9 protein-coding genes, 1 pseudogene and 1 riboswitch are annotated in these 12,168 nt (G+C 28.6%); of the genes and pseudogenes, 9 read left to right on the plus strand and 1 reads right to left on the minus strand.

Annotated elements, in window-relative coordinates; translation table 11 throughout:
- Nucleotides 1–7: 7 nt before the first annotated feature.
- The gene (locus AXY43_RS21945) at nt 8–1,624 is read left to right on the plus strand and encodes a putative polysaccharide biosynthesis protein (RefSeq protein WP_011968721.1); all 1,617 of its coding nucleotides are present in this window, start codon (nt 8–10) and stop codon (nt 1,622–1,624) included.
- A gap of 179 nt (nt 1,625–1,803) precedes the next feature.
- Here the strand turns inward: AXY43_RS21945 and spoVB are convergent, their stop codons facing one another.
- On the minus strand, nt 1,804–3,303 hold the full coding sequence (gene spoVB / locus AXY43_RS21950; RefSeq protein ID WP_023974236.1) for a stage V sporulation protein B: 1,500 nt from the start codon (nt 3,301–3,303) through the stop codon (nt 1,804–1,806).
- 187 nt (nt 3,304–3,490) lie between these two features.
- Between spoVB and AXY43_RS28560 the strand changes: the two genes are divergently transcribed.
- The 8 genes and pseudogenes from AXY43_RS28560 (at nt 3,491) to AXY43_RS21990 (ending at nt 11,898) form a co-directional block, all read left to right on the plus strand.
- Nucleotides 3,491–4,321, plus strand: coding sequence for a methyl-accepting chemotaxis protein (locus AXY43_RS28560; RefSeq protein ID WP_105412151.1), 831 nt, complete (start codon nt 3,491–3,493; stop codon nt 4,319–4,321).
- A gap of 249 nt (nt 4,322–4,570) precedes the next feature.
- Nucleotides 4,571–5,875, plus strand: coding sequence for a membrane protein (locus AXY43_RS21960; protein ID WP_023974235.1), 1,305 nt, complete (start codon nt 4,571–4,573; stop codon nt 5,873–5,875).
- 155 nt (nt 5,876–6,030) lie between these two features.
- Nucleotides 6,031–6,585 carry a hypothetical protein gene (locus AXY43_RS21965; protein ID WP_017211495.1) on the plus strand — a complete coding sequence of 185 codons (555 nt, stop codon included), beginning with the start codon at nt 6,031–6,033 and terminating at the stop codon, nt 6,583–6,585.
- Nucleotides 6,560–8,218 carry a B12-binding domain-containing radical SAM protein gene (locus AXY43_RS21970; RefSeq protein WP_105412152.1) on the plus strand — a complete coding sequence of 553 codons (1,659 nt, stop codon included), beginning with the start codon at nt 6,560–6,562 and terminating at the stop codon, nt 8,216–8,218. Before AXY43_RS21965 ends, AXY43_RS21970 begins: the two co-directional genes overlap by 26 nt.
- 277 nt (nt 8,219–8,495) lie before the next feature.
- Nucleotides 8,496–8,969 carry a MarR family winged helix-turn-helix transcriptional regulator gene (locus tag AXY43_RS21975; protein WP_077305554.1) on the plus strand — a complete coding sequence of 158 codons (474 nt, stop codon included), beginning with the start codon at nt 8,496–8,498 and terminating at the stop codon, nt 8,967–8,969.
- A complete protein-coding gene (locus AXY43_RS21980) occupies nt 8,969–10,282 on the plus strand; it encodes an acyl-CoA thioester hydrolase/BAAT C-terminal domain-containing protein (RefSeq protein ID WP_077867997.1) in 1,314 nt (437 codons plus the stop codon). The genes AXY43_RS21975 and AXY43_RS21980 overlap by 1 nt, the downstream gene beginning before the upstream one ends.
- Nucleotides 10,283–10,507: 225 nt before the next feature.
- Nucleotides 10,508–10,645 (plus strand): annotated as a pseudogene (locus tag AXY43_RS21985) (MerR family transcriptional regulator); the annotation flags it as partial.
- A gap of 296 nt (nt 10,646–10,941) precedes the next feature.
- Nucleotides 10,942–11,898, plus strand: a complete 957-nt coding sequence (locus AXY43_RS21990) for an MraY family glycosyltransferase (RefSeq protein WP_105412153.1) — start codon at nt 10,942–10,944, stop codon at nt 11,896–11,898.
- 102 nt (nt 11,899–12,000) lie between these two features.
- A riboswitch (SAM riboswitch) is annotated at nt 12,001–12,109 on the plus strand.
- Nucleotides 12,110–12,168: the final 59 nt, after the last annotated feature.

The raw sequence follows: 12,168 nt of genomic DNA on the forward strand, positions 1-12,168 counted from the left end.
GGTAATTATGGAAGATCAATCAGCCAATAGTAGCAGAGGCTTTTTAATTCTTTCAATAGCAGGGCTTTTAACCAAAGTTATATCAGTTTTTTATATACCACTGCTTCAAAGAATAATTGGGTTAGATGGATATGGAATATATCAGAATTGTTATGAAGTGTTTTTATTTGTATATGCAGTTACCAACTTAGGGACTCAACCAGCTATTGCTAAAGTGGTTGCAGAGCTTACAGCATTAGGAAAACCAAACGATGCTGTAAGAGCTCTTAAAATATCAAGAACTCTTTTATCTTTAGTTGGTGCGGTATTAACTATATTTTTAATGCTGTTTGCTTTTCCTATTGGAAATATGATTGGAAACCCAGCAGCTTCTTATGGAATTTTGATGCTTGCGCCAAGTATATTTGTTACATCGCTTTTATCATCGTATAGAGGATATTTTCAAGGAAGAAATAGTATGACTGCAATTGCGGTATCACAAGTATTAGAACAAGTAATAAATATCGCAATTAGTTTAGCTTGTGCATATTTCCTAGTACACATAAGTGTTGAATATGGTAGTGCAGGGGGAACTATAGGTACTTCCGTAGGTGCTTTCGTTGCATGTCTATATATGGTATATGTTTATGGAAAGAAGAATTTTGAAGAAGATTCTATGTATGCTCAACAAAATGTTAAAAGAGTAAGAACTAAGCATATCATAAGAAAGTTAATTAAATACGGCTTACCAATAACATTAAGCTCAGGGCTTCAGAATTTTGGTAGCTTAGTAGATATGGTGAACGTAAATAGTAGGTTAGCATTTGCAGGATTTGATTTACAACAATCTCACGTGCTTTATGGGGTTCTTGGGAGATATAAGACCTTATTATCTGTTCCATTGATAATAGTTACTGCCCTTGGGACAACCGTATTACCGGCTGTTTCAGCAGCTATGGCATTAAAAGATAAGAAGGAAATAAGAAGAAAAACTTCTTTTGCTTTTAGAATAACATTAATAATAACAATACCAGCAGCTGTAGGCCTTTCTTGCTTAGGACAAGAGGTTTTTGAATTGCTTTATGGAACTGATCAAGGGTTTGAATTAATGGTAATGGGATCAGTAGTTTTGGTTCTCATGGCTGTTGTGCAAATACAAACAATAATACTTCAAAGTATGAATAAGCTTTATTATGTGCTTGGAACATTTAGTATAGGGATAGTAGCTAAAATAATAGCTAATTACATATTAGTAGGGATACCAGAAATTAATATTTTAGGAGTAGTAGCAGGAAACTTTTTATGGTTTGCAATACCAATGATCTTAAATAAAAGAGCATTAAAAAAGGCACTTAGAGTTAAGATTCCTCTTTTTAGAAGCGCAGTTAAACCTCTTTTTGCTTCTGCAATAATGGCAGGTATAATATTTATGCTCAAGACACCAACATCAGTTATACTAACATTAGCTAATGGAAATGTTTTCTTAAAAGCAATTTCAACGATTTTAATTATTTCTATAGCTGGATTTGTTTATTTATATTCAATGATGTTAATAGGTGGAATAAAAAAGAATGATATAGACAGTATATCACCTAGAATATTTAACTATTTACCTAGATTTTTGAGAAAAAAACTTCAAAAGTAAAGAATGGGATTTAACTATAAACATTTAGTCAGTGTATTTATAATATCTGCTATGGCCAGACGGCTTCATAGGATTATATAATGTACACTAGCAAAAATTATAGTTAAATCCCAATTTGCTTTAAACAAGAACAAAGCCTTATTAAGCTAAACTATATGAATAACTGGGTTACATAGATATTAATATTCATTTTCTCCAAAGGTACCAAGGTACGTAAAAATTAAGAAAACAAGACCCATTATAATAAAGTTATTTATGACTATAGAATTCGTGAACATATGTTTTGAAAATATGTTTATAATTAAGAAAGTTAAAAATCCAAGCAATATATATATTACTATATTAAATTTGTTTAAATTAAGTTCAATATGTTTGTTAACCTCGTACATATTGAGAATAAAGCCAATTGTACACGCTACAAGCATAGTTAAACTATAACCAAATATATTAATTGCATGAATAGCAGTAAATATGTATAAACATATCAATTCAATTACGGCTTCTATTAATGAGTTTCTTAAAATTATTCCTTGCCTATTAAGTCCGTTTAATATTCCAAACATAGTTACTGCAGGAAAGAATATTGGTGCAGTAAGTGAAGCAAATCTAATATACAGACCTAAATCGTTTCGTCCATAAAACATCTCACCAAGGCTATGAGGAATAACATTACAAATTATTGTTGTCGCTATACCAAGCAAGAAAGCAACTTTAAGGACCTTTCTTATTCTAACAGAGGCTTCATATTGTTTTCCTAAAACTAGGCTTTGAGAAAGATCTGGAATTAATAATGTATTAATTGTTGAGACTACAATTAACGGTATTGTTATTATGCTAAGAGCCATCCCAGTATATTTACCTATCATACTTAAAGCTTCAGTATAAGTAAAACCAGCTACTAGTAAACGCCGAGGAACAATTAGTGTTGCAAGAGTCCCTAGAATATTAGTTAAAAAGCCATTTGCACAAAGTGGAATTGCTATAATTACCACATCAAAGAGAAGCTGAAATCTGCTTTCAGTCTTTTCGTGAGAAATGGGCATTTTTCTAATTGAGTATTTGTAGTAAATATAGAGGAAAAATAAGCTTTGAAATTCACCAATGCATAATGCAACTGTAGCTAAGGTTACCATACCTTCTAAAGTATTAGCTTTAGTAAAAAATATAAGCATGCTTACAGTTAGAATTCTCATGGCCTTTTCAAAAATATCAATTATAGCTGGCACTGTAATCTTAGAAGTTCCGTAAAAGTATCCTTTAAGTATATTTGAAATTGCTATACATACCATAGCTGGACAGATAACTTTTATTGCATTTATAGTACGAGCGTCATTTACACCGTATTTACCAATTAGTGGGGCGCATATAAATACTAGTATACCTACCAAGAGTGCCCAAGATATATTAAATAATGAAACAACTCTAATCGTTTTTTCTATATTTTTATGTTCCCCTTTTTGTGCATAGACAGCAGTTATTTTGGATATAGAAGCAACTATACCTGCAGTCATAAGACATATAAATAAATTGTAAATAGGCATAACCAAATTATAGAGCCCCATTCCTTCGGCTCCTAGGACTTTAGAAAGATAGATGGAAAATATAAAACCGAGTATACCCGTAGTCACGTTAGAGGACACTAATAAAAAAGAATTTTTTAAAAAATTATCTTTGCCCAAAGTTCATTCACTCCTTTAAATTACTTTAAATAATATTCAAAATGATAACTAAATATGAATTTGAAAATTTTAGATGTAAAGGTAGAATGATATAAAATAAAACAAATATTTACAAAGAAGTGGTAAAAAGATATAATTATCTGTGGCTAAATTATAAAAAACAATTGTACTAAATGGGGGAAACATAATGAACAAAATTTCGGATAACGATATGATAAATTTTTTCTATAATGCATTGCCATCTCTAGAAGTCCTTTTTGATGAAGATGTATCTATGGCATTAACTGATACTAAGCAATATGTATATACAAAGTACAGCCCTAAATTGGAATTAAACACAAATAAGGGAGATATAATTCCAGAAGGAGGAGCTATAATTGAAGTGCTGAGAACTGGGAATAATATGATAAAAGTTGTGCCAGAGCATGTATATGGAACTGCTTTTAAATCATTCGCAATTCCAATTAAAGAAGAGGGTAAAGTTGTAGGTGTTTTTGTCGTAGGAAAAAGTTTAGAAAGAAAAAATGCTGTGATGAGTATAACTAAAAATTTAACAGAAACTTTATCACAAATATCAATAACTATAAACGAAGTTGCAAAAGATGTACAAGAGTTAGCGACAATGAATGAAGAATTATTATTGGAAACTAAAGAAACTAATGAAAAGACCAAAGATACAGATAATATAGTAACATTTATTCAAGGAATTTCATCACAGACAAATTTATTAGGGTTAAATGCTGCAATTGAAGCGGCTAGAGCTGGCGATGCAGGAAGAGGATTTAATGTTGTTGCCCAAGAAATTAGGAAACTATCAAATTCTTCAAATGAGTCAATAAAACAGATAGATTCAGTTATAAAACATATATCAACATCAATAAATAGCATAAATGATGGTTTAATTAAATCTAATGATGTCTCACAAGGTCAATCAGCTGCATTAGAAGAAATAGCAGCATCTATAGCAGAGTTAAACTCAACAGCTAAGAAATTAGGAGAATTAGCTGAAAATCTTTAATTTATGGAATATTTATTAATATATATAAATGTGTTTACATAGTTAAAAAGAATATAGAAATTAGTAGGAGTAATAATACATATATTTTATATGAGTTATTGCTCCTATTTTAATATGTAAAACAAATAAGATTTTTAAAGAGAGGTCTTATTTTATTAAATTTACAATATAAATTTAATATGGATATTATGATTTGTACATAAGAAGTATTTTTAGAATTTAATTATAGAGGTAAAGGAGGGAAGTGTAGTGAAAAGATTTCTAAAGTTTTTGATTATATCAATTATAATAGTTGTACTAGCTTTTGCTGTATTTAAATTATCTAATGAATATAGGATGAATACATTAAAAAATAATGTTAGCTGGAGTGTTGTTTATAAAAATTGTAAAGATTCTGTAGCTTTTGAGAAAGATGAAAACCAAAATACCTATATAGCTTACAATAATTATATTAAAGTTATTAAAATAGATGGTAGGGAAGAAACTTTATTGGAGGATAAATCCTTAGAAATGGAAAACTTGCTTTATTATAATAACAAATTGTATTTTATTTCTAAAACAGATTTATATGAATATGATTTAGCATCAAAAAGTTTAAAAAGCATTTTAGGGAATATACCTAGTGAAGGGAAATATTTGGATAGGAATTTAATTATAAAGGATTCAAAATTACTTTTAGCGATAGGAAGTGCTACGAATTCAGGAATAGCATCTAATGATAGCGAGTATTCGCAGAACAAAATACCTTATGATAAAAGCTCTATAGATGTAACATTAAATGGATTCAATTATGGTGAAAAGAAAACAGGAGCTTTTATGCCATATGGAAATTCCAGTGAAGGAGGGCAAAAAATAAAAGCCCAGAGTATAGCAAACTCTTGTATAATTGAAGTGAATCTAAATAACGATAAGACATCATTATATGCTTCAGGAATAAGAAATGTAAAGGGATGGGATCTAGATAGTGAAGGAAATCTAATTGGAATTGTTGGTGGAATGGAGAATATAGGGGATAGGCCTATTAATAGAGATTTTGATTATTTGTATAAACTAGATAAAGGAAAATGGTATGGTTGGCCTGATTTTAGTGGTGGAGATCCTATAAGTTCACCAAGGTTTAAAGGGGAAAAATTAGTATCACCTCTTATTGCTAATCCTCCTAATAAAATAGTTCAAGCACCTATATATCAATATCCAGAAGTTAGTGCGATAAGATACTTAGCCATAGATAAAGATGGAAAAATATTAGAAAAGAATTCAAATGTATATTTTAATAGTAAAGAGAATCTTATAGCTGGAATAAATTCAGAAAGTGTTGTATATGACTTATTAAAGTTAAAAGATAAGAGTAAAATACAGGGAATTAAATATTCGGATGGAGATATTTATATATTAGATAGTGGAATGGGTTGTATATATAAATTACAATCTAATGATTTTGGATTGAAATTTAATCTTCCAAAACCAATTTGGATATTTATATTTGTATTTTTATTTATACTAACCTGCTTAATAATATTTAAATTTTATTCTAAGCGCGGATATAAAAAATAATAAATAGAAAATTGAACTGTCTTAAGTGATGTTTTATCAACTTAAGACAGTTTTATTATTTAAGTAATCTAATAAACAAAAATAATTTATATTCAAATTTATGGAATAAATGCTAAAATATAATAAAAGGTATTAGTGATAATGGAGGAGATGTTATGGGAAAAACATTGGTAATTAATCTAGAGAATATTATATTTCAAGGAGATATATTAGATGTAGGAGAAAAAAATCTTGGTATAATATATAATATATCAAAGGAAGCAAAGGATGAGATATCATTAGACTATGTATCTAGCGATAGTAAAGTAGAGCTAAAAGATAGAAAATATGATGCATGTACATTTTTCTTTGAGTTAAATAAAATATGGACTAGTTTAGAAAAAGAAAGATTAATAAGAGAAATAAGTTCATATATAAAAGAATCTGGTGAAATATTTATTTGGGATATTAATAAAGAAAGGGGAAAAATATTTAATAATAAGATAAAAGTAATATTACAAAATGAAAAAGTTAAGGAGTTTACATTTAAGAATTTAAATATACTTTTAAATTCGAATATTGAAGAAATAAAAAAAATTCTTGAAAAATATTTTGAAATAGAAGAAACTAAAGCGTGGGAAGATGTTTTCTTCATAAGAGGAAAGAAACTGAAGACTAAAGCTGAAGTAGAGGAGAATATTAATTATGAAGGTATTAATTACAGCGATTGACTCTAAATTCATTCATAGTAATTTAGCAGTTAGATACTTAAAAAGTTTTACAAGAGATATGGATTATGAAAGCAAAATAAAAGAATTCACTATAAACGATAGGGAAGGTAGAATACTTGAAGAAATAATTAAAGAAAAACCAGATATTATAGCATTTTCAACATATATTTGGAATGTTGAACTTATCTCAAGAGTGGCTAATTTGATAAAGAGAGTGGATTCTAATATAGAAATTTTATATGGTGGACCAGAAGTTTCATTTGACTCAAGAAGTTTCTTGAAAAATAATGTAGGAGAATATGTTATTGAAGGTGAAGGAGAAAAAACTTATAGAGATTTTATTCTATATAAATTAGGTAAAATTAAACTGGAAGATGTCAGAGGGCTTCATTATAAAGTTAATGATATAGTTTATTCCAATGAAAAGCGTCCACTTATGTCAATGGATGAAATATTTTTTCCATATGAAGAAAATGAAGATTTGACTAATAAAATTGTATATTATGAGGCTTCACGAGGGTGTCCTTTTAACTGTAAATACTGTCTTTCATCTACAAGTCATGGAGTTAGATTTTTAGATATTGATAGAGTATTAAAGGATTTAATGTATTTTATAAATAAGGAAGTTAGATTAGTTAAATTTGTTGACCGTACATTTAACTGTAATTCTAAATTTGCTATGGCAATATGGGATTTCTTAATAAATCAAGATACGAATACTCAATTTCATTTTGAGATATCAGCAGACATATTAAAGCCACAGGAAATAGAACTTTTATCAAAAGCTCCAAAAGGAAGATTTAGATTTGAAGTTGGCGTTCAAACTACTAATGACGAAGTTTTAAGAAATATAAATAGATTTGTTAATTTCAGTGATATAAAAGAAAAAGTTTTAGAAATTGAAGCATTAAGAAATATAGATCAGCATTTAGATCTAATAGCAGGACTTCCTGGAGAAGATTATGAATCTTTCAAAAAGTCTTTTAATGATATGTATGAAATAAAACCAGAAGAAATACAACTTGGTTTTTTAAAGTTATTAAAGGGATCTTCTATGAGAGAAGATGCAGACAAATATGGAATGGAATACTCACCATATCCGCCATATGAGATATTAAAAACGGATAAGATCTCATACGAAGAGTTATTAAAACTAAAAAAGGTAGAAGAGATGGTAGATAAATATTATAATTCTCAAAAGTTTAATCATATAATTAGATATTTTGAAAGAAAATTTGAGTTACCATTTGATTTTTATTATAGTCTAGGAATGTTCTTTGAAGATAAAGGTTATTTTAGCAAAAACATAGGAAATGCTGAATACTATAAAGTATTTTTAGATTATAGTGAAAGTGTATTACAAGAAAGTAACAAATGTTTAAAAGAGATTATTAGATTTAATTACTTAATATTTAATAAGAAACGTGGTCTTCCAGAATTTTTGAGAAGTGACATGGAGAAAGAAGAAGAAAAGAGTATAAAAGAAAAACTTAAAGAACAATATTCATTTAAAGAATATCATTTGGAAAAGTTCAAAATTAACATAGAAAAATATATTGAAACCGGAGAAATATTAGAAGAGGATACTTATTATTTATTTAATGATAGGGCTGAATATATTAGATGTATGTAAGTAATATAAGAAAATATTGAGACTTATTTATATCTATGTAGGTTAAATAAGATAAAAGGATTATTTGAATATAGCAAAGAGTAACATGCATAGGAATAATATGAGTGTTACTCTTTTATATGATTAGATAATAAACTTTTGTAAAAAGCTTGATAATTAGTATTATTAAGCTTTAATTTTTGCATTTACGAATAAAATATATTTTTATTTTTAGAAAAGAGGAGTATAGTTAAATAGACAACATGTTAACTAAAATTATATTGGGGAGATTAAAAAAGTGAACGAATATTATATACAGCAAATTTTTTCAACAATTTTCTATTTATCAAACAAGATTCAAGTACAAGGGGATAAGATGGATGAAAGAATAACTGTACGTCAATGGATGGTGCTTTTGACAATTTCACATTTACCAGAAGACAATGCATCTTATAGCAAAATAGCAGATAAGATGGGATGTACAAAACAGAACGTAAAGCACATTATTGATAGCTTACAAAAAAAGAACTATGTGCTTTTGGAGAAAAATGAAAAAGATAAACGTGCTATAAATATAAAAATAACTAAAGAATGTAGAGAAATTATGGGAGAGTATTACGAAAAAGGAAATAAATTTTTAAAAGATATGTTTAATGACCTTGAGGAAAAGGAACTAGAAAATTTGTGGGATTTGTTGAAAAAAATAGCAAACTATGATGGCAGCAATTGGACTGGCTATGAAGAAAGAGTTAATATTTGGGGGAGAGGTTAATGGAGAATAATTGTACGATAAGTATTATGCCTGAAACATCAAAAGTTGATGAACCTGTAACAATAAAAATAAGTGGACTTTTAAAAAATGAAAGAGTATTAATTCGCGCCTTAAGCAATGATTATTATTGCATAAATACTTCTATATTTGATGTAGGGAATAAAGCAGAGTGGGAATCTTATGCGGTTTTTGTGGCGGATGAAAGTGGAACTATAGATTTAGAAAATGCTAAGCCTGTTGAGGGAACATATAAAGAGGCAGATAAAATGGGGCTTTTCTATTCTATGACTGTAAAAGAAAACTATAAAACTAAAATTCCTATAAGATTAAGTGATATTGGAGAGAACAGAGATTATACAATGACCTTTCAGGTAGAGCGTAATGGAAGAGTTATTGCGTCAAAAACACATAAAAGAATTTATTGTGATGAATTTATTTCAAGTGTAGATGTAGTAGAAGATAAACTTTTAGGAAGATATTTTACTTCAAAGGAAAATATACCCAAGCCAGCGATTATTGTTTTGAGTGGAAGCGATGGTAGACTTGAAAAGGCACAGGCAATTGCTGGAATATTTGCAATGCACGGATATTCAGCACTAGCTGTATGTTATTTTGGTCTTGAAGGAACTAATAAAAGTTTAAGCTGTGTGGAGCTTGAATGTGTTGAAAATGCGATAGATTGGTTAAAAAAACAATCTACAGTGGCCAAAAATAAGATTGGAATTTATGGTAGATCTAAAGGTGGAGAAATGGTTTTACTTGCCGCATCTATTTTTAAAGACATAAGTTGCGTCATTGCTAATACGCCAAGCTGTTATGTTTATGAGGGGTTAAAAGCTAATAAGTTTCCTTCTAAACATTCATCGTGGATGTACAAAAGGAGAGAAATACCATATATAAAATTTAGTTTCTCTATTTTGATTCAGACACTTGTAAAAATGATGATAGGAAATAAAGAAGCTATGGCTTGGATGTACAGGAAGCTCATTGAGGATGGAAATGTTTATGAAGCTATGATTCCAGTAGAAAAAATAAACGGACCAATTCTTATGGCTTCATCTTTAAAAGATAAAATTTGGCCTTCTAAAACTCACTGTGAAATAATCGTGGAATTGCTTAGAAAAGCTCATTTTAAACATGAATATAAACATATCACATACGAAAAATCTGGACATATGCTAACTGTACCGTATCAATCTATATATCCTTCAAATAAATATCCAGACGATATAGATGGTTTTGCAAAGGCAAATATAAATTGTTGGAATGAAACTATAAACTTTATAAACAAATGGTCAAGACAAAAGATCTAATAACGAGAATGATTTAACCTAGAAAATGTATCCAAATTATTGAAATGGGTCCAACCCCTGATGTTTCCTATAAATATTTATATATTTTAATAGTTAAATATTAAAGTATATAAATATTTAACTATATATGTTTGAAAATATATATCTTTGATAATATTTAAATATAAACATATGTTAATATTTAAATTTAAATCTATTGTCATTTTAAAAAAATCCGATTTTGAATTGATTCCTCCGGTGTCTAGGAATTCAAGTGGTATAAGAGATTATACTGATGAAGATTGTAATTGGGTTCATTTTATGAAGTGTATGCGTGGACCAGGGCTTTCTATCGAGGTGTTAATAGAATATATATCAATGTTTTAAAAAGGAAGCTCTACAATTGAAGCAGATTATGTACGGTGGTTTACATAATATCGTGTTAGTTGCATTAGTTTTATTAGCTATTGCGTTAGTTTTGAATATTGGAATACAACTAAAGGTGAAAAAGAAGTAGTATTTTAAAAGGAAAAAAATTATGTTCTTAGTTTTTAATTATACCGTAATAATTTTGTAATTGATATAAGATATCTTTAATAGTATAATCAAATAGGAAGTAAACCAAGATGGAATACTTGGATATAATTTACTACTGTAGATTTAACTAAGGAGTAGGAAAGATGGATTATGTATTAGCAATGGTAATTTCACTTATAACTGCATTAATTACCATGCCATTTCTTATGAAACTAGCTAACAAATTACATTTCACGGATAAGCCCAGCAAAAGAAAACAACATAAAGTGCCAACACCACTATGTGGAGGTTTAGCATTGTATTTTGGTTTTTTTGTTTCATATTTTATATTCCCAAGGGATGATATGAAGCTGCTACAACAATTAACTGTTTTTGTTGCAGCAACAATGATAATAATAATTGGTTTAATAGATGACTGGTATAAGACTAAAGGAAAAGAATTTGCTATATTTCCAAGATTAGTTATTCAGCTATTATCTGCAATCTTAGTGTTTAAGGCAGGTGTTTTTTTTCAAGGATTTACAAATCCTTTTACAGGCAGTTATGTAGAGTTGAACACTACAATACAATTTATCCTTACAATAACTTGGATATTTGGAGTTACAACTGTAATTAACTGGTCTGATGGTATGGATGGATTGGCAGGAGGGTTATCCCTCATATCTGCAATAACATTTTTCTTAGCAGCAATTATATTAGAACAAAGTGATTCTGCATTAGTATCTATAATGTTAGTTGGAACAATTTTGGGATTTTTGTATTATAATAGATTCCCGGCAAAAGTTTTTATGGGAGATTCTGGAGCTAATTTTTTAGGATTTATTTTAAGTATAACAGCATTGGAGGGGGCATTTAAACAGGCAACTGTTTTAAGTCTATTTATACCAATACTTGCTTTAGCAGTACCTATATTTGATAATTTATTTGTCATTGTTAAAAGATTCTCGGAAGGGAAACCAGTGTATCAAGCAGATAGAAGCCAGATACATTTTAGATTAGAGAAAAGAGGTCTTACTACTGTACAAGTCGTAAATTACATAATGTTAATAAGTTTATCTTTTAGTGCGATTTCTATAATATTGCTGTTAATTAAAAGATAAAGTTAGTATATTTAGACATTTTATATTTTAAGTGAAGTATTTAAAGTTAAAGATGAAACATTTACAAACAAGATATTATAATATATAATTAAAAAATATAGGAACTTATCAAGAGTGGTGGAGGGACTGGCCCGAAGAAACCCAGCAACCGGTAAATTTTATAGAATTACTTGGTGCTAAATCCTGCAGCGTAAAAGCTGGTAGATAAGGTATTGAAAAGCATTTAAGCCTAAAGGAATACCTTTAGGCTTTTTTTGTTAAAATAAATTA

Source organism: Clostridium sp. MF28 (genome assembly GCF_002969175.1).
GTDB lineage: Bacteria > Bacillota > Clostridia > Clostridiales > Clostridiaceae > Clostridium > Clostridium beijerinckii.

Bases quoted from the DNA above. Each gene is read 5' to 3' on its own strand.
- AXY43_RS28560 (WP_105412151.1), top strand. From the start codon at position 3,491: ATGAACAAAATTTCGGATAACGATATGATAAATTTTTTCTATAATGCA.
- AXY43_RS21970 (WP_105412152.1), top strand. From the start codon at position 6,560: ATGAAGGTATTAATTACAGCGATTGACTCTAAATTCATTCATAGTAAT.
- AXY43_RS21945 (WP_011968721.1), top strand. From the start codon at position 8: ATGGAAGATCAATCAGCCAATAGTAGCAGAGGCTTTTTAATTCTTTCA.
- AXY43_RS21965 (WP_017211495.1), top strand. From the start codon at position 6,031: ATGGGAAAAACATTGGTAATTAATCTAGAGAATATTATATTTCAAGGA.
- AXY43_RS21980 (WP_077867997.1), top strand. From the start codon at position 8,969: ATGGAGAATAATTGTACGATAAGTATTATGCCTGAAACATCAAAAGTT.
- AXY43_RS21990 (WP_105412153.1), top strand. From the start codon at position 10,942: ATGGATTATGTATTAGCAATGGTAATTTCACTTATAACTGCATTAATT.